The organism is Pseudomonas sp. 2hn (assembly GCF_019646095.1).
In the GTDB taxonomy this organism is placed as follows: domain Bacteria; phylum Pseudomonadota; class Gammaproteobacteria; order Pseudomonadales; family Pseudomonadaceae; genus Aquipseudomonas; species Aquipseudomonas peradeniyensis.
This window is the reverse complement of sequence record NZ_CP081016.1, coordinates 4,154,745-4,172,904: the sequence shown is the minus strand read 5'-3', so window position 1 is coordinate 4,172,904 and position 18,160 is coordinate 4,154,745. Positions and strand designations below refer to the sequence as shown.

Below are 18,160 nucleotides of genomic sequence, written 5' to 3'. Positions count from 1 at the left end.
TGCTCGAATTCCAGGCCTATGAACTGGACCTGCCGGAGCCGGCCGACGACGCCACCGAGCTCTAGCCCACCTGCCGCTGATGGCGGCGAAATTCCCCCGGTGTCAGCCCCGTCCAGCGCTTGAATGCGCGCTGGAAGGCCTCGGCCGAGGCGAATCCCAACAGATAGGCGATCTCGCCGAAGGCCAGCTCCGTGTCGCGGATATAGGTCTCGGCCAGGTCGCGCCGCGTGTCGTTGAGCAGGTTGCGAAAGCGCGTGCCTTCCTCGGCCAGTTTGCGGCGCAAGGTCCAGGTCGGCAGCTGCAGGTGCCGCGCCACTTCTTCCAGATCCGGCTCGCGCCCACCGTTCAACAGCGGCCCCAGCAGGTGGGTGATGCGTTCGCCCAGGCTGCGCACGCGCGTGCGCTGGGCCAGTTCCGCCTCGCACAACTGCAGCAGGTGCTGCCAGGTGCTGGGGCAGTGCTGCGGGTTGGGCAGGGCCAGGGTGGCTTGGCTCAGGCGCAGCTGGTTGGCTGTGGCGCCGAAATGCACCGGGCCTGCGCACAGGCTTTGGTACTGAGCGGCGTAGGCGGGGGCGTCGAACTCGATTTCCAGGCGCTCGGCCTGCACCGGCCTGGCCGCCAGGGCGCCAAGCTGGGCCAGCCAGCCAGCGAGCAGCGAGTCGACCACGAAACGGTTGTAGTCGTTGTAGGGGCTGATGGAGTAGAACCGCAGCCAGGCGCCCTGGGCGTCTTCGTGAAAGCTCGACTGCCCGCGGTAGTTGGCGGCATAAAGCGGCTCGAAACGTAGCAGGGTACGGGCGGCGTCGCCGAGTGTCGGGGCCTGGGCGGCGGCGACGCCGGCCAGGCCGGCTTGGGCCAGGCGGCTCAGGCGCCCCATGTGCAGGCCCAGCGCCGGCTCGGCGGACAAGGCGATCGCCGCGTGTCCCAGGTGCATGTAGCGCGGGATCGACAGCCGCGCGCCCGGTTCGGCCAGGCGCCTGGCGTCGAGGCCATAGCGCAGCAGCAGGGGGTGCGGATCGTGGTCGAGTGCCGTCAGCGCCTCGGCCAGGGGCTGGACGAAACCGACCGACAGTTCACCCAGGCGTACGCGGGGGCGGGGCATGTCGTCACAGCCACAGGTTGAGCAGGCGCGCGCCGTGGCTGTCGTTGCCGACCCACAGCGTGCCACCCTGGCTGGCGAAGCCCTGTCCGTCGCTGCCCAGCTCCCAGAACTGACCGCGCATGAACACGCTCATGCTCGGGGTGGCGGCGTTGGCGGCCAGGGGCAGTTGCTGCCAGGCGCGCTGTTCGCTCACTGCGCCGCGGCGCAGCGGCAGGTCGGCGGCCTCGGCCTGGTGGCGGTTGCCACGCCAGGGCGCCAGCCAGCTCTGCTTGCCGCTGAGGAATACCGGGTTGGCGACCAGTTGCACCGATTGCGCGGCCAGTTGCCGGTAGTTGGCGGGGTACCAGCTGTCGCTGCCGATCAGTACGCCCAAGCGTCCGGCGGGGGTTTGCAGCACCTGCAGCGGATGCTGCTGGCCGTCGTGGATGTAGCGCCGGCTTTCGCTGTCGGGGTACTGCTGATGCTGGGGCTGCCCGAGCACCGAACCGTCGCTGGCGAACACCAGGCTGCTGTTGTACAGCGGGCCGTTGCCGGTGCGCAACACGCCGTTCTCCACATAGGGTGCGGGCAGGACGATGGAGCCGGCGACCAAGGTGACGCCGAACTCCCGGGCCAGGTTGCCGAACACTTGCTGGTAGTCGGCGGCCATCTGCGCGGCCTTCATGCGCAGGTGCGCGTCCGAGCGGCGATCGTCACCGCTGGCGGCGAGCATCGCCAGGCCGTAGCGCAGCGGGTTGCTCAGCTCCAGCCACTGCCAGGCCTCGTTGCGCTGGGTGACCTGGTACAGCTCGCGTTTCTCGCCCCGGGCCCACAGCCAGGTGCCGATATGCTCCGGCAACACCACCACGGTGCGCGGGTTGACCAGGCCCTGGGCACGGGCCTGCTCCAGGTAGGCCGAGAGCTTGCGGTGCAGGCGCGTGAGGTTCTGGTAGTCCCCCGGATACAGCAGCGGCTCGACTCCCAGCAGGTTGCCGTGCTCGCCCGGCACGCCCTGGTTGAGGGCCAGTTCGATGCGCAGGTCGGACAGGTAATGACCCTCCGGGCGCTGCAGGGTCCAGAAGCCGTAGCCGCAGAGGGCGGCAAGGGTGACCAGCGCCAGGGCGCCGGCTAGCAGTTTTCGCATGGAGCGGTCCAGCGCTGTGCAGAAGGAGTGCCCTAGGGTAGTCCTGCTGTGCAGCAGGATCAATAAGTTGTCAGTTTCGATCATTGAGCGTGTTCAAACGCCTGTTTAATGTCGACCTCAGACAAACGACGGGCCCCGCCACGCTGCTGTAGAGGCTTGGTAGAGGTGCCCGCATTCCGTGATCACGCCACCTGTGGAGTCCATCCATGGCTACCGACCGTTACCCGCACCTGCTGGCCCCCCTCGACCTGGGCTTCACCACCCTGCGCAACCGCACCCTGATGGGCTCGATGCACACCGGCCTCGAGGAGCGCCCGGGCGGCTTCGAGCGCATGGCCGCGTACTTTGCCGAACGCGCACGTGGTGGCGTCGGGCTGATGGTCACCGGTGGCATCGCGCCCAACGATGAAGGCGGCGTGTATTCCGGCGCGGCCAAGCTCAGCACCGAGGAAGAGGCCGACAAGCACCGGATCGTCACCGAGGCGGTGCATGCCGCCGGTGGCAAGATCTGCCTGCAGATCCTGCATGCCGGACGCTATGCCTACAGCCCGAAACAGGTGGCGCCCAGCGCCATCCAGGCGCCGATCAACCCGTTCAAGCCCAAGGAACTGGACGAGGAGGGCATCGAGAAGCAGATCCGCGACTTCGTCACCTGCGCAAGCCTGGCCCAGCGTGCCGGCTACGACGGCGTCGAGATCATGGGTTCGGAAGGTTACTTCATCAACCAGTTCCTCGCCGCCCACACCAACCACCGCACCGATCGCTGGGGCGGCAGCTACGAGAACCGCATGCGCCTGGCGGTGGAAATCGTGAGCCGGGTGCGCGAGGCGGTTGGGCCGAACTTCATCATCATCTTCCGCCTGTCGATGCTCGACCTGGTCGAGGGCGGCAGTACCTGGGACGAGATCGAGCTGCTGGCCAAGGCCATCGAGCAGGCCGGCGCCACGCTGATCAACACTGGTATCGGCTGGCATGAAGCGCGCATCCCGACCATCGCCACCAAGGTGCCGCGCGCGGCGTTCAGCAAGGTCACCGCCAAGCTGCGTGGCGCGGTGAAGATCCCGCTGATCACCACCAACCGCATCAACACCCCGGAGGTGGCCGAGGCGGTGCTGGCCGAGGGCGATGCCGACATGGTCTCGATGGCCCGGCCGTTCCTGGCCGACCCGGACTTCGTCAACAAGGCCGCTGAAGGCCGTGGCGACGAGATCAACACTTGCATCGGCTGCAACCAGGCCTGCCTGGACCACACGTTCGGCGGCAAGCTGACCAGCTGCCTGGTCAATCCGCGAGCCTGTCATGAGACCGAGCTCAACTACCTGCCGGTGCGGGCGGTCAAGCGCATTGCGGTGGTCGGCGCCGGTCCTGCGGGCCTGGCGGCCGCCACCGTGGCCGCCGAGCGCGGCCATGAAGTGACGTTGTTCGATGCTGCCGCTGAGATCGGCGGGCAGTTCAACGTGGCCAAGCGCGTGCCGGGCAAGGAGGAGTTCTACGAGACCTTGCGTTACTTCCGCAACAAGGTGAAGTCCACGGGTGTCGACCTGCGCCTGAATACCCGTGTCGATGTGGCTGCGCTGGTGTCTGGCGAGTTCGACGAGATTATCCTGGCCACCGGCATCGCCCCGCGCACGCCGGCCATTCCCGGTATCGACAACGCCAAGGTGCTGAGCTACCTGGACGTGCTGCTGGAGCGCAAGCCGGTGGGCGAGCGGGTGGCGGTGATCGGTGCCGGTGGCATTGGTTTCGATGTGTCCGAGTACCTGGTGCACAAGGGCGTGGCCACCAGCCAGGACCGTGAGGCGTTCTGGAAGGAGTGGGGCATCGATACGCGTTTGCAGGCCCGTGGTGGTGTGGCCGGGGTCAAGGCCGAGCCTCATGCGCCGGCGCGTCAGGTGTACCTGCTGCAGCGCAAGAAAACCAAGGTCGGCGATGGCCTGGGCAAGACCACCGGCTGGATTCATCGCACGGGGCTGAAGAACAAGCAGGTGCAGATGCTCAACAGCGTCGAGTACCTGAGCGTGGACGATGCCGGCCTGCATGTACGGGTTGGTGAGGGCGAGCCGCAGTTGTTGGCGGTGGACAACATCGTCATCTGCGCTGGGCAGGATCCGCTGCGCGAGTTGCATGATGGCCTTGTTGCGGCCGGGCAGTCGGTGCACCTGATCGGGGGCGCTGATGTGGCGGCTGAGCTTGATGCCAAGCGGGCGATTAACCAAGGGTCGAGGTTGGCGGCGGAACTGTGATTGTTTGAATCGTTGGTGAGTCAACTTCCTCGGTTGAGGTGGTGATACACCTTTTCTTTGGAAGTTGGCTTTCCAACGAGTGGCTGTAACTAAATAAATATTGCCAGCACTCCACACTTACTCCATGTCTGTTGATCTTGATCTTGATCTTGATCTTGATCTTGATCTTGATCTTGATCTTGATCTTGATCTTGATCTTGATCTTGATCTTGATCTTGATCTTGATCTTGATCTTGATCTTGATCTTGTTTCTAAGCGCGCGATAGTTCAGGCGACGCCAATTGCGACTTCAGGAGGCCGAGCGGAGTTCTTGCGGAGGGAGGTGACGGGCATGGATGCCCGTCAAGCGCTGCGCCCCAGGATGGGGCGTTCAGCGCGGTCCTCCCGGGAGCAAGAACGGAGCGAGGGAACCCCGGAGCGAAGCGTAGGGGCCGGATGAATGGAGCGAGGATTTTTTGGTTCCTTTTTGATCCTTCAAAAAGGGACCCGCCGTAAGGGCGGAAAGGTGACTATGCGTCACCATCGCAAATGAATGCGCATATAACTTTCAAAACACATGACTCTAAAAGGCAAAGTCAAAGTCAAATGCGATCGGCGTGGGTTTTTACAGGTGTAAGCGCATTCATTAGCTATAATGACGCACAGTCACCCTTTCGCCCCCCGGCGAGTCACTTTTTGTCAAACGCCCGGAGCGCCGGCCGGACAAAAGTAACCAAAAAACGCTGCGCTCCATTCATCCGGCCCTCCGCTACGCTCCGGGTCCCCTCACTCCGGCCTTGCTCCCGGGAGGACCGCGCTGCAGGGCCCATCCTGGGCCCCAGCGCTTGACGGGCATCCATGCCCGTCACCTCCCTCCGCAAGGCCTGCGTTCGGCCTCCTGAAGTCGCGAAGGTACGAGCGGCGCCTGGGCTGGCGCAGCTGTCGCTAGCTGGGTATGGCGCTAGACTCCTGATCGGCAACGGCAACGGCAACGGCAACGGCAACGGCAACGGCAACGGCAACGGCAACGGCAACGGCAACGGCAACGGCAACGGCAACGGCAACGAGCAGCACATCTGCATCTGCGCGATCAGATAAACTGCCTTCATGTCCGATTTTTCTCTCCCCCAAGCCCCCCTGCAACGTCTCGACCTGCCTTGGTTGCGCCACGCGAGAATCGAAGCCGCGGTCCTGCGCCTGGACCTGATCGACCCGCTGATCAGCGGCAACAAATGGTTCAAGCTGCGTCATCATCTGCTCCAGGCCCGCAAGGCCGATGCCCCGGGCCTGATCAGCCTGGGCGGCAACCATTCCAACCATCTCCATGCCCTGGCGGCGGCCGGCAAACGCTTCGGTTTCGCCACCGCCGGCCTGTTGCGCGGCCACCCCCAGGAAACGCCGACGGTACAGGACCTGCGCGCCCTGGGCATGGAACTTCACTGGCTCGGTTTCGGCGGCTACCGTGCCCGCCATGAGCCCGATTTCTGGCAGCCCTGGCAAGCCCGGTATCCGGGCTGGCACTGCATCCCCGAAGGCGGTGGCGGCCTGGCCGGTGCCCAGGGCTGCGGGTTGATCATCGAGCAGTGCCGGGCGCAACTGGCAACGCTCGGCTGGACCGACTACGACGCCTGGTGGCTGGCAGCGGGAACCGGCACCACCCTGGCAGGGATGGTGCTGGAGGAGGCGGGCAGGCATGCCGTCCATGGCGCTCTCGCCGTGCCGCTTGGCCATGGCGTGCCGGAGACCGTCGCGGCGCTGTCCGGTGTGCACGGCTATCAGTTGCACGACGCCAGCCGCAGCGGCTTTGCCCGTATCGACGATGCGCTGCTGGCGTTCATCGCCGACACCGAACGGCAAACCGGCATGCCGCTGGAGGCGCTCTACACCGGCAAGGCCCTGCTGGCCCTGCGCGACCAGGTCGAGGCCGGGCGTTTCGCCCCCGGCACCCGCCTGGTGTTCCTGCACACCGGAGGCCTGCAGGGACGACGCGGTTACTTGTAGGGCAGCATGCGCAGCAGCGTGTTGTCGCGCCGCACATAGTGGTGATAGAGCCCGGCCAGCGCGTGCAGGCCGATCAGCCAGTAGCCCCAGCTGCCGATGCGCTCGTGCCAGCCCTTGATGAACTTGCTCAGGTCCGGATCGGGGGCGACGATCGCCGGCAGTTCCAGGCCATAGAACGGGATCGGCTTGTCGGCGGCGCTTAGGATCGCCCAACCGGCCAGCGGCAGGCCGATCATCATCAGGTACAGCAGCAGGTGCACCAGGTGCGACAGGCCCGTCTGCCAGGCTGGTGGCCTGGGCACGATCGGCGGAGTGGGGCGCGACAGGCGCAGGGCCAGGCGCAGCCAGACCAGCACGAACACGGTCAGCCCGAGCATGAAGTGCAGGTCTTTCATCAGGTCGCGTTCGGCGCTGCCCTTGGGGAACAGGCCGCGCAGTTCGATGCAGGCGTAGACGGCGGCCAGCAGCACCAGCATCAGCCAGTGCAGGGCGATCGATAGCCGCGCGTAATGTGCCGCGGGAGTGGATGAAACCATGGTAGGTCCTCGTCATCAGGTCGGAAAGGGCGCTCTTGCTGGCGCTCAGGTACAACTGTAATGGCAGTCGGGAGTCGATCCTTGCGCCAGGTCGGTGAAAATTGTGTTGTCTGCTCCGGCCTCTTCGCGGGTAAACCCGCTCCCACAGGATCTTCACCACATTTGAAGGTGACACGATACCTGTGGGAGCGGGTTTACCCGCGAAAGGGCCACCTCAAAGTCCGGGCAAGTACGGCCAGCTGTCCGCCACCAGAAACACACGCTCGGCCTCCTGCCAGGCGCCGTCGCCATCCTGTTCCAGCCGTACCAGCAATTGTGCGGGGGCGAACACATCCAGCTCAGTCAACCAAGCGTCGAACTGGCTCGTGGGCCAGGATGTCTCCACTCGCGCCGGCGCCAACCACCCATGCCGGGGCAGTGGCTGCCAGCGTCCGGGCGGGCAGTGCTCAAGGTATTCCGCCCAATCCCGCCGATGCAGCCAACGCCCACGCAAATGCGCCGGATGAGCACCGACAGGCGCCTCGGCATGCTCGGGCCAGGGGTAGAACAGATAGCCGCCGAGCCACAGGTGGGCCTCGACCTCGGCGATTCCCAGTCCGTCCAGCGCGGCACGGCTATGGGGCTGGCCGGAAATCGTCAGTTGATGCCCGGCCAGGTGCGCCAGCTTGGTCCCGAGGCGGTCGTGGCAACCGGGGCCGAGCCAGTGCGCCGGGTCCTGCCCATCGCCGGCAGGCGGGCCGAGGTAGAGCTTGATGGCCAGCTCCAGGTGATGATCGCCGTCACGGTCGCGCAGCAACAGGTCGAGTTCGCCCAGGGTGTGCCCGCCGTCACGGATCGCCAGGTTGGCCGCCAGCAGCTCGATGCCCGGCGCCTGCTGCAGGGCGAACTGCCACAGGCTTTCGTAGTACAGGCCCAGCCGCCGACTGTTCAGGCGTGCCAGCCAGCTCAGCAGCGGTGCAGGCGCCTGGTCGAGCGCCGCGAGCCAGTGGTCCAGGCGCTGCGGATCATCGGCCCAGGTGCTGCCCTGCAGCGGGTGGCGCTGGGGGCAGCCGGCCTGGGCCAGCAGCGGTGGCGACAGCAGCGCCCAGGCCAGGTCGCGCACGGCAGGGTGGCGCAGCTGGCGGGGCAGGGACTCGAGGTCGGCGAAGGGCATCATCCTGCGAGCATAGCCGGTTTGCCGCTGGCCGGTCCTTTCGCCCATAATCCCGGCATTGTCACCCCGCCGCAGAGCCTTGCAGGAGCACCATGGAGCAATTTCGCAATATCGGTATCATCGGACGCCTTGGCAGCTCCCAGGTGCTCGACACCATTCGCCGACTGAAAAAATTCCTCCTCGAGCGCCACCTGCACGTGATCCTCGAGGACACCATCGCCGAAGTCCTGCCCGGCCACGGCCTGCAGACCTCCACGCGCAAGCTGCTGGGCGAGGTCTGCGACCTGGTCATCGTGGTCGGCGGCGACGGCAGCCTGCTTGGCGCCGCCCGCGCCCTGGCCCGGCACAACATCCCGGTGCTGGGCATCAACCGCGGCAACCTGGGCTTTCTCACCGACATCCGCCCCGACGAGCTGGAAGAGAAGGTCGCCGAGGTACTCGACGGCCACTACCTGGTGGAGAACCGCTTCCTGCTGCAGGCCGAGGTGCGCCGCCACCACGAGGCCATCGGCCAGGGCGATGCGCTCAACGACGTGGTGCTGCACCCAGGCAAGTCGACGCGGATGATCGAGTTCGAGATCTACATCGACGGCCAGTTCGTCTGCAGCCAGAAGGCCGATGGCCTGATCGTCGCTACCCCGACCGGCTCCACCGCCTACGCGCTGTCGGCCGGCGGCCCGATCATGCACCCCAAGCTCGACGCCATCGTCATCGTGCCGATGTACCCGCATACCCTGTCGGGCCGACCGATCGTGGTGGACGGCAACAGCGAGCTGAAGATCGTCGTGTCCAAGGACCTGCAGATCTACCCGCAGGTCTCCTGCGACGGCCAGAACCACTTCACCTGCGCCCCCGGCGACACCATCACGGTCAGCAAGAAGCCGCAGAAGCTGCGCCTGATCCATCCGCTGGACCACAACTACTACGAGGTCTGCCGCACCAAGCTCGGCTGGGGCAGCCGCCTGGGCGGCAGGGACGACTGATGCTCGATCCGGCGCGCAGTTTCGACATCATCGGTGACGTGCACGGCTGTGCGCTCACCCTCGAACGCCTGCTCGACGCGCTCGGCTACAAGCGGGTCGGCGGGGTCTGGCGCCATCCTCGGCGTCAGGCGCTGTTCCTCGGCGACATCGTCGACCGCGGCCCGCGCATCCGCGAGGCGCTGCACATCGTCCACGATATGGTCGAGGCCGGCCAGGCCTTCTGCATCATGGGCAACCACGAGTACAACGCCCTGGGTTGGGTCACCCCGGCACTGCCCGGCAGCGGCAAGGCCTTCGTGCGTGAGCACACCCCGCGCCATGCCCGGCTGATCGACGAGACCCTCACCCAGTTCGCCCAGCACCCCGGCGACTGGCACGATTTCATCCAGTGGTTCTATGAGCTGCCGCTGTTCGTCGACGCCGGACGTTTCCGCCTGGTGCACGCCTGCTGGGACCCGCGGCTGATCGAGCCGCTGCGCCAGCAGTACCCCACGGGCCGCATCGACGAGCACTTCGTGCAGGCGTCGGCGGTGTCCGGCAGTTTCGCCGCCACGGTGTGCAATCGCCTGCTGCGCGGTACCGACATGCGCCTGCCGGACGGCCTGACGCTGACCGGCGGCGACGGCCTGACCCGCGCCTTCTTCCGCACCAAGTTCTGGGAGGAAGACCCGCAGACCTACGGCGACATCGTCTTCCAGCCCGACGCACTGCCCGACGAGGTGGCCCGCACGCCCCTCAGCCACAGCCAGAAGAATGCCCTGCTGCGCTACGACGAGGACGAGCCGCTGCTGTTCGTCGGCCACTACTGGCGCAGCGGACGCCCGGCACCGATCCGCGCCAACCTGGCGTGCCTGGACTACAGCGCAGTGCTCTACGGCAAGCTGGCGGCCTACCGCCTGGATGATGAAACGCGCATCGATCCGCACAAGTTCGTCTGGGTCGACGTCGACCGTCCGCAGGCCAGCCAATGAACGTGATCGAAGTGCTGCGCCTGCCGCTGGCGGTCGATCTCAGTGGTTTCGTTGCCTTGCTGCGGCGCCTGCAGGTGCCGCACCGGGTGGTGGAGGAGGGCGAGGAGCAGGTGCTGTGGGCGCCGCCGGCCATGGCCGGGGATGTGCTCGAGCTGTACCGGCGTTTCCCTGACGGCAATGCCGATCTGCAAGCCATGCCCGAACCTATGGAGGGCGGCCCGACGAATGCCCCGGCGCCGCCTTCGCTGAAGGAGCAGGCCTTGGCCTGCAAGGTCACCGCCGCGGTGCTGATCCTGAGCCTGGTGGTCGCCGGGGTAACCGGCCTGGGCGACAACCTGTCGACCATCGGCTGGTTCACCTTCCTGTCGTTCAAGGTGCAGGGCGACTACCTGTACTTCACGCCGTTGCTCCAGGGCCTGGCCGAAGGCCAATGGTGGCGCCTGGTGTCGCCGATGCTGCTGCACTTCGGCGTGCTGCACCTGGCGATGAACGGCCTGTGGTACTGGGAGCTGGGCAAACGCATCGAGTTGCGCCAGGGCCCGTGGATGTTGCTGGGGTTGACCTTGCTGTTCAGCCTGGTATCCAACCTGGCCCAGCATTTCACCAGCGGCCCGAGCCTGTTCGGTGGCCTGTCCGGGGTGCTCTACGGCTTGCTCGGGCATGTCTGGCTGTACCAGTGGCTGGCGCCCAATCCGCAGTTCAACCTGCCCAAGGGCGTGCTGGTGATGATGCTGATCTGGCTGGTGGTCTGCCTGAGCGGCGTGGTCGGCCAACTGGGATTCGGCCAGATTGCCAACGCCGCCCATGTCGGCGGGTTGCTCATCGGATGCCTGACCGGCCTCTTGGGCGGATGGCTTGCCAGGCGTAGACTGTCGGCCTGACTGAGGAGACACCATGTCCACGTTCGCGCAAATGATCGAAAACATCACCCCCGAGATCTACGAGAGCCTGAAGACGGCCGTGGAGATCGGCAAATGGTCCGACGGCCGCAAGCTGACCGCCGAACAGAAGGAGCTGTCGCTGCAGGCGGTGATCGCCTGGGAGATGAAGAATCTCCCCGAAGAGCAGCGCACTGGCTACATGGGCCCGCAGGAGTGCGCCTCGAAGTCGGCGCCGATCGCCAACATCCTGTTCAAGTCGGACTCGGTACATTGATCGAACTCGCTCGTGGCTCTTTGAGCAAGATGGCGGTGCGCCTGGACGCACCGGTCGTTCAATACAGTTTCCGCCTGGATGACGCCGAGGTGCCGGTCAACCCGCTGATCGGCCAGGCGATCCGCCTGGAATACCTCGGCGCGATCCACTGCACCCATTGCGGCAAACGCACTAAGACCAGCTTCAGCCAGGGGTACTGCTACCCGTGCATGACCAAGCTGGCCCAGTGCGATGTGTGCATCATGGCCCCGGAGAAATGCCACTACGACGCCGGCACCTGCCGGGAGCCTTCGTGGGGCGAGCAGTTCTGCATGACCGACCACGTGGTCTACCTGGCCAACTCGTCGGGCATCAAGGTCGGTATCACCCGTGCCACCCAGCTGCCCACCCGCTGGCTCGACCAGGGCGCCAGCCAGGCGCTGCCGATCATGCGCGTGGCCACCCGCCAGCAATCCGGGCTGGTCGAGGATGTGCTGCGCAGCCAGGTGCCGGACCGCACCAACTGGCGCGCACTGCTCAAGGGTGACGCCGAGGTGCTCGACCTGCCGGCCATCCGCGAACAGATCTTCGACGCCTGCGCCGACGGCATCCGCGCCCTGCAGGAACGCTTTGGGTTGCAGGCCATCCAGCCGCTGCCCGACGCCGAGGTGGTGCAGATGCGCTACCCGGTCGAGGCCTACCCGAAAAAGATCGTCAGCTTCAACCTCGACAAGGACCCGGTCGTGGAAGGCACACTGTTGGGCATCAAGGGCCAGTACCTGATCTTCGACACCGGCGTGATCAACATTCGCAAGTACACGGCCTACCAGCTGGCCGTGCTCCAGTAAAAGGATCGTCACCATGCGTACCGAACAACCGCAAGTGATCTACCTCAAGGACTATCAGGCCCCCGAGTACCTGATCGACGAGACCCACCTGACCTTCGAACTGTTCGAGGACCACAGCCTGGTCCATGCGCAGCTGGTCATGCGCCGCAACCCCGAGCGCGGCGCCGGCCTGCCGCCGCTGGTGCTCGATGGCCAGCACCTGGAACTGCTGAGCGTGCAGCTGGACGACCAGGCGCTGGGCACCGACGACTACCAGCTCGACGACGACAGCCTCACCGTGCAGCCGAAGCGTGAGCGCTTCACTCTGGACACCAGCGTGAAGATCCACCCTGAGAGCAACACCGCGCTGGAAGGCCTGTACAAGTCCGGCAAGATGTTCTGCACCCAGTGCGAGGCCGAGGGCTTTCGCAAGATCACCTACTACCTCGACCGGCCGGACGTGATGAGCACCTTCACCACCACGGTGATCGCCGAGCAGCATCGCTATCCGGTGCTGTTGTCCAACGGCAACCCGGTCGGCAGCGGTCCGGGTGATGACGGCCGCCACTGGGCGACCTGGGAAGACCCGTTCAAGAAGCCGGCCTACCTGTTCGCGCTGGTGGCGGGTGACTTATGGTGCGTCGAGGACACGTTTACCCGTCAGTCTGGCCGTGATGTGGCGCTGCGCATCTATGTCGAGCCGGAAAACCTCGACAAGTGCGACCACGCCATGGTCAGCCTGAAGAAGTCGATGCGCTGGGACGAAGAGGTCTACGGTCGCGAGTACGACCTGGACATCTTCATGATTGTCGCGGTCAACGACTTCAACATGGGTGCCATGGAAAACAAGGGCCTGAACATTTTCAACTCCAGCTGCGTACTGGCCCGCGCCGAGACCGCCACCGACGCCGCCCACCAGCGGGTCGAGGGCGTGGTCGCCCACGAGTACTTCCACAACTGGTCGGGCAACCGTGTGACCTGCCGTGACTGGTTCCAGCTGTCGCTCAAGGAAGGTTTCACGGTGTACCGCGATGCCGAGTTCAGCGCCGACATGAACTCGCGCACGGTCAAGCGCATCGAGGATGTCGCCTACCTGCGCACCCACCAGTTCGCCGAGGACGCCGGCCCCATGGCCCACCCGGTGCGCCCGGCGAGCTTCATCGAGATCTCCAACTTCTACACCCTGACCGTGTACGAGAAGGGCGCCGAGGTCGTGGGCATGGTCCACACCCTGCTGGGCGCCGAGGGCTTCCGCAAGGGCAGTGATCTGTACTTCGAGCGTCATGACGGCCAGGCGGTGACCACCGACGACTTCATCAAGGCCATGGAAGACGCCAACGGCGTCGACCTGACCCAGTTCAAGCGCTGGTACAGCCAGGCCGGCACGCCGCGCCTGGAAGTCAGCGAGGCTTATGACGCCGCCGCGCAGACCTACAGCCTGACCTTCCGCCAGAGCTGCCCGCAGACCCCGGACAAGGTCGAGAAGCTGCCGTTCGTGATCCCGGTGGCCCTGGGCCTGCTGGACGCCGAAGGCAACGACCTGCCGCTGCGCCTGGTGGGCGAGGCGCAGGTCGTCGGCAGCAGCCGCGTGCTGTCGGTGACCGAGGCCGAGCAGACCTTCACCTTCGAGGGGATCACGGCCAAGCCGCTGCCGTCGCTGCTGCGCGGCTTCAGCGCGCCGGTCAAGCTGAGCTTCCCGTACGACCGCGACCAGCTGATGTTCCTCATGCAGCATGACAGCGACGGCTTCAACCGCTGGGAAGCGGGGCAGCAGTTGTCGGTGCAGGTACTGCAGGAACTGATCGGCCAGCACCAGCGTGGTGAAGCGCTCAAGCTCGACCAGCGTCTGATCACCGCCCTGGGCACCGTGCTGGGCAACGAAGCGCTGGACCCGGCCATGGTCGCCGAGATGCTTTCGCTGCCGGGCGAGGCGTACCTCACCGAGATCAGCCAGGTGGCCGATGTCGATGCGATCCACGCCGCCCGCGAGTTCGCCCGCCAGCAGATCGCCGAGCAGCTGTTCGACGCCCTGTGGGCGCGCTACCAGGCCAACCGCGAGGTCTCGCGCAACACCGCCTATGTGGCCTCGGCCGAGCATTTCGCCCGGCGCAGCCTGCAGAACATTGCCCTGTCGTACCTGATGCTGACCGCCAAGGCGCCGGTGCTCGAGGCGACCCTGGAGCAGTTCGAGCACTGCGACAACATGACCGAGCGCCTGACCGCCCTGGCAGTGCTGGTCAATTCGCCGTTCGAAGCCGAGCGGACCAAGGCACTGGAAGCCTTCGCCGAGCACTTCAAGGACAACCCGCTGGTCATGGACCAGTGGTTCAGCGTGCAGGCGGCCAGTGCGCTGCCAGGTGGGCTGGCGCGGGTCAAGGCGCTGATGCAGCACCCTGCCTTCACCCTGAAGAACCCCAACAAGGTGCGGGCGCTGGTCGGCGCCTTCGCCGGGCAGAACCTGGTCAACTTCCACGCTGTCGATGGTTCGGGGTACCGCTTCCTGGCGGACCTGGTGATCGAGCTCAATGCGCTGAACCCGCAGATCGCCTCGCGTCTGCTCGCACCGCTGACCCGCTGGCGCAAGTATGACGATCAGCGCCAGGCGCTGATGAAGGGCGAGCTGGAGCGGATCCTCGCTTCCGGGGCGCTGTCCAGCGATGTGTATGAGGTGGTGAGCAAGAGTCTCGCTTGAGACCCCTGGGGCTGCTGCGCAGCCCCTTCGCGGGACACGCCCGCTCCTACAGTTTCTGTGGCGCCTGCCAGCCTCCACCCAGAGCCTTGTAGAGCGCCACGCTGCCGCGCAACTGCTCCAGGCGCAACTGCGCCTGCTGGTCCTGGGCCAGGTACAGCGTGCGCTGGGTCTCCAGCGCCGTGAGCAAGGTCTCGGCCCCGGCGGCATAGCGTTGCTGGGCCAGGTCGAAGGCGATGCGCGCCTGTTCCACTTCCTGGTCCTGCCAGCGACGTTGACGCTCCACGCCGGCAATGGCGTTCAGGGCTTTCTCGACATCCGCAAATCCCGCGAGAATGCTGGCGCGATACAGCTCCAGCAATTCCTGTTGCTCGGCGCTGGCCTGGTCGCGCGCGGCGCTCAGGCGGCCATTGTTGAAGATCGGCGCGGTGAGACCGGCGGTCAGGGTGTAGTACGGGCTGTCGAAGAGATTGGGCAAGGTCCGGGCGCCACTGCCCAGGTCCGCCCCCAGTATCAGCCGCGGCAGCATCGCCGCCCGCGCCACCTGGACGTTGGCGCTGGCCGCCGCCAGGCGCGCCTCGGCGGCGGCGATGTCCGGACGGCGGCCGAGCAGCTCACTGGGCACGCCGCTGCCGATGCCGGGCCACTGAACGTTGCCGATGGTTTCGCGAGGAACAGGCAGTGCCTGCACCGGGTCGCCCAGCAAGGTGGCGAGGACGATGCGGTTGTCCTGGCGGCGCTGTTCGAGCAGCGGCAGCTGGCGCTCCTGGGCGGCCACCAGGCTGCGCTGCTGGGCCAGTTCCAGGCGGGTGGCCGAGCCCGAGCGTTCGCGGGCTTCGACCAGGCCCAGCACATCGCGGGCGTTGTCCAGGTTGAGGCGGGCGATGCGCAGTTGCTCGTCGAAGGCCAGGCCCTGCAGGTAGCTGTCGGCCACGGCGCTGACCAGGGTCAGCTCCACGGTCTGGCGGTCGAAGCGGCTGGCGTCGAGGCTGCGCAGGGCGCTGTCGCGGGTGGCGCGCAGGCCGCCCCAGAAGTCGATCTCGTAGCTGGCGCTCAGGCGAGTGCCGAACGAGGTGCTGGTGCGTTCGTTGCTGCTGGCGTCAAGCTGGCTGTTGCCTTCGCCGCGCAACAGGCGCTGGCGGCTGCCGTTCAGGCCCAGTTGCACCTCGGGCAGCAGCGGTGCGCCGGCGATCACCGCGCTGGCCTGGGCCTTGCGTACCCGCGCGGCGGCCGCCGCCAGGTCGTGGCTGTTCAGGCGGGCGCGTTCGACCAGACGGTCCAGCTCGGCGCTGGCAAAGGCGCGCCACCACTGGCTGTCGGGCAGGGGCTGGGCCGTGGTCGGCCCCTGCCAGGCGGCTGGCGTGTCGATGTTCGCCGCCGTGGGGGGCGGGCTGCTGCAGGCGGCCAGGCAAAGGCTCAGGGTCAACAGGCTGATGCGGCTGGGGATGGTCATGAACTATTCGCTGGTAAGGGCCTTGACCGGGTCGAGGCGGGCGGCCTTGCGGGCCGGCATGAAACCGAACACCACGCCGGTGATCACGGCGCAGGCGAAGGCGCCGAGGATGGCGGGCAGGGCGAAGGCCACGGCGATGTCGGCCAGCAGCAGGCTGGCGCCGATGGCCAGGGCCAGGACAATGCCGGTCACGCCGCCGACCATCGACAGCATCACCGCCTCGGTGAGGAACTGGCGCAGGATGTCGCGCTGGCGTGCGCCGGTGGCCATGCGGATGCCGATCTCGCGGGTGCGTTCGCGCACGGTCATGAGCATGATGTTCATCACGCCGATGCCGCCGACCAGCAGCGAGATCGCGGCGATCGCCCCGAGCATCAGCGACAGGCTGTTCTGGGTGCGGGCCTCGGCCTGGATCAGCGCGGCGTCGTTGGTCAGGACGAAATCGTACTTGCCCTGGTGACGCTGCAACATGAGGCGTTCGATTGCCTGCTCGGTTTCCTTCACGCGGCTGGAATCCTGGGCGGCGATGGTGACGTACTCAGGGTCGCGGCTGCCGAACAGTCGGATGGAGGCGGCGGAGTAGGGCACCACCACGCGCTCGTCGCTGTCTTCGCTGCCGGAACTGGCACCCTTGCCCTGGAGTACGCCGATCACCTGGAACGGCACATTGCCGATCAGCAGGTACTGGCCGAGCGGGTTGCTCCCTGCGCCGAACATCTTCTCGCGCACCTTCTGGCCGATCACGGCCACGGCGGCGGCGTTGGCTTCGTCGGCCTCGCTGTAGAAGCTGCCTTCGACCACCGGCCAGTTGAAGATCTCGGGGAACCAGGTGTTGTTCCCGCCGACATAGAATTGCTCGCCCTTGTTGCCGTGGCGCACCATGAGCTTGTCGCCGATGACCGGCATGACGCGCTTGACCTGCGGCAGTTCGCCGATGGCGTCGACATCGTCGAGGGTGACGATGCCCATCAGTTCCTCGGAGGAATGCTTGCCATTGAGGTAGAGGATGTTCGAGCCGAAGGCGGCCATCTGCGCCATGACCTGGCGCTTGCTGCCTTCGCCGACCGCCAGCATCACCACCACCGAGGCCACACCGATGATGATGCCAAGCAGGGTAAGAGCGGTGCGGAAGCGGTTGATCCACATTACCCGCCAGGCGGCCTGCAGGGACTCGACCAGCTCGCCCTTCCAGGCGCCGCGCTGGGTGGCGCCGAAGTCCAGGCGCTGGCGCAGGTCGTCCGCCTGCACCTGTCGGGACGGTGCATCGACCGAGGACGGAGTGGCCGAATCGCTGACTACCTCGCCGTCGCGCACCTCGATGATCCGCTGGGCGCGGGCCGCGACTTCACGATCATGGGTGATGAGGATGATCACATGGCCCTGGCTGGCCAGCTCGTCGAGCAGGGTCATCACCTCGGCGCCGCTTTGGCTGTCGAGTGCGCCGGTGGGCTCGTCGGCGAGGATGATGTGCCCGCCGTTCATCAGCGCGCGGGCGATCGACACCCGCTGCTGCTGGCCGCCGGACAACTGGTGCGGACGGTTGCCGGTGCGGCTGGCCAGGCCCAGGCGTTCGAGCAGGGCGTGGGCGCGCGCATGGCGTTCGGCGGGCGGGGTGCCGGCGTAGATGGCCGGCATCTCGACGTTCTCCTGGGCCGAGCCCGAGGGGATCAGGTGATAGCCCTGGAACACGAAACCGAAAGCTTCGCGGCGCAGCCAGGCCAGCTCGTCGCTGTCCAGCTCGGCCACGTCCCGGCCTGCGAAGCGATAGCTGCCCGAGGTGGGGCGGTCGAGGCAGCCGAGGATGTTCATCAGGGTCGACTTGCCGGAACCCGAGGCGCCGACGATGGCGACGAACTCGCCGGGGTGGATGCTCAGGCTGATGCCGCGCAGCACCTCGACCCTGGGCGAATCGACACCGCCGTAGACCTTGCGGATGTCGCACAGCTCGATCAGGGGCGTGGACATC

At 66.4% G+C, this 18,160-nt stretch carries 16 protein-coding genes; 10 read left to right on the top strand and 6 right to left on the bottom strand.

Annotated elements, in window-relative coordinates; all coding sequences use genetic code 11:
* Positions 1-61 precede the first annotated feature (61 nt).
* The gene (locus tag K2O50_RS18770) at positions 62-1,102 is read right to left on the bottom strand and encodes an AraC family transcriptional regulator (RefSeq protein ID WP_050704777.1); all 1,041 of its coding nucleotides are present in this window, start codon (positions 1,100-1,102) and stop codon (positions 62-64) included.
* A 4-nt stretch (positions 1,103-1,106) separates the two neighbouring features.
* Positions 1,107-2,225: a nitrilase-related carbon-nitrogen hydrolase gene (locus tag K2O50_RS18765; RefSeq protein ID WP_050704778.1), complete on the bottom strand. Its 1,119-nt coding sequence runs from the start codon at positions 2,223-2,225 to the stop codon at positions 1,107-1,109.
* A 206-nt stretch (positions 2,226-2,431) separates the two neighbouring features.
* Here K2O50_RS18765 and K2O50_RS18760 point away from each other — a divergent pair, with 206 nt between their 5' ends.
* The 4 genes from K2O50_RS18760 to K2O50_RS18745 all read left to right on the top strand — a co-directional run bounded on the left by K2O50_RS18760 (position 2,432) and on the right by K2O50_RS18745 (position 6,448).
* The gene (locus K2O50_RS18760; RefSeq protein WP_050704779.1) at positions 2,432-4,468 is read left to right on the top strand and encodes an NADPH-dependent 2,4-dienoyl-CoA reductase; all 2,037 of its coding nucleotides are present in this window, start codon (positions 2,432-2,434) and stop codon (positions 4,466-4,468) included.
* A 124-nt stretch (positions 4,469-4,592) separates the two neighbouring features.
* Entirely contained in the window at positions 4,593-4,907 is a 315-nt protein-coding gene (locus K2O50_RS18755; protein ID WP_259470163.1) for a hypothetical protein, read from the top strand.
* Between the two features lie 398 nt (positions 4,908-5,305).
* The gene (locus tag K2O50_RS18750) at positions 5,306-5,545 is read left to right on the top strand and encodes a hypothetical protein (RefSeq protein WP_220689925.1); all 240 of its coding nucleotides are present in this window, start codon (positions 5,306-5,308) and stop codon (positions 5,543-5,545) included.
* A 9-nt stretch (positions 5,546-5,554) separates the two neighbouring features.
* Positions 5,555-6,448, top strand: a complete 894-nt coding sequence (locus K2O50_RS18745; protein WP_050704780.1) for a 1-aminocyclopropane-1-carboxylate deaminase/D-cysteine desulfhydrase — start codon at positions 5,555-5,557, stop codon at positions 6,446-6,448.
* On the opposite strand, the gene K2O50_RS18740 is transcribed toward K2O50_RS18745, so the two are convergent.
* On the bottom strand, positions 6,439-6,984 hold the full coding sequence (locus K2O50_RS18740) for a cytochrome b (RefSeq protein WP_050704781.1): 546 nt from the start codon (positions 6,982-6,984) through the stop codon (positions 6,439-6,441). The genes K2O50_RS18745 and K2O50_RS18740 overlap by 10 nt on opposite strands.
* Before the next feature lie 214 nt (positions 6,985-7,198).
* Positions 7,199-8,185: a DUF1853 family protein gene (locus K2O50_RS18735; protein ID WP_050704782.1), complete on the bottom strand. Its 987-nt coding sequence runs from the start codon at positions 8,183-8,185 to the stop codon at positions 7,199-7,201.
* Positions 8,186-8,229: 44 nt separating this feature from the next.
* On the opposite strand from K2O50_RS18735, the gene K2O50_RS18730 reads away from it, so the two are divergent.
* The 6 genes from K2O50_RS18730 to pepN are packed head-to-tail and all read left to right on the top strand — an operon-like array spanning position 8,230 to position 14,744.
* Positions 8,230-9,120: an NAD(+) kinase gene (locus K2O50_RS18730; protein WP_023632574.1), complete on the top strand. Its 891-nt coding sequence runs from the start codon at positions 8,230-8,232 to the stop codon at positions 9,118-9,120.
* Positions 9,120-10,091, top strand: a complete 972-nt coding sequence (locus K2O50_RS18725; RefSeq protein ID WP_028692913.1) for a metallophosphoesterase — start codon at positions 9,120-9,122, stop codon at positions 10,089-10,091. Before K2O50_RS18730 ends, K2O50_RS18725 begins: the two co-directional genes overlap by 1 nt.
* Positions 10,088-10,972 carry a rhomboid family intramembrane serine protease gene (locus K2O50_RS18720; protein ID WP_050704783.1) on the top strand — a complete coding sequence of 295 codons (885 nt, stop codon included), beginning with the start codon at positions 10,088-10,090 and terminating at the stop codon, positions 10,970-10,972. The genes K2O50_RS18725 and K2O50_RS18720 overlap by 4 nt, the downstream gene beginning before the upstream one ends.
* A 13-nt stretch (positions 10,973-10,985) precedes the next feature.
* Positions 10,986-11,246, top strand: coding sequence for a YeaC family protein (locus tag K2O50_RS18715; protein ID WP_011532970.1), 261 nt, complete (start codon positions 10,986-10,988; stop codon positions 11,244-11,246).
* On the top strand, positions 11,243-12,073 hold the full coding sequence (locus K2O50_RS18710; RefSeq protein WP_050704784.1) for a DUF2797 domain-containing protein: 831 nt from the start codon (positions 11,243-11,245) through the stop codon (positions 12,071-12,073). The genes K2O50_RS18715 and K2O50_RS18710 overlap by 4 nt, the downstream gene beginning before the upstream one ends.
* A gap of 13 nt (positions 12,074-12,086) precedes the next feature.
* Positions 12,087-14,744, top strand: coding sequence for an aminopeptidase N (gene pepN / locus K2O50_RS18705; RefSeq protein WP_050704785.1), 2,658 nt, complete (start codon positions 12,087-12,089; stop codon positions 14,742-14,744).
* A 46-nt stretch (positions 14,745-14,790) separates the two neighbouring features.
* Here the strand turns inward: pepN and K2O50_RS18700 are convergent, their stop codons facing one another.
* The gene (locus K2O50_RS18700; protein ID WP_050704786.1) at positions 14,791-16,194 is read right to left on the bottom strand and encodes an efflux transporter outer membrane subunit; all 1,404 of its coding nucleotides are present in this window, start codon (positions 16,192-16,194) and stop codon (positions 14,791-14,793) included.
* A gap of 3 nt (positions 16,195-16,197) precedes the next feature.
* Positions 16,198-18,159 carry a MacB family efflux pump subunit gene (locus K2O50_RS18695; protein ID WP_050704787.1) on the bottom strand — a complete coding sequence of 654 codons (1,962 nt, stop codon included), beginning with the start codon at positions 18,157-18,159 and terminating at the stop codon, positions 16,198-16,200.
* Position 18,160: the final 1 nt, after the last annotated feature.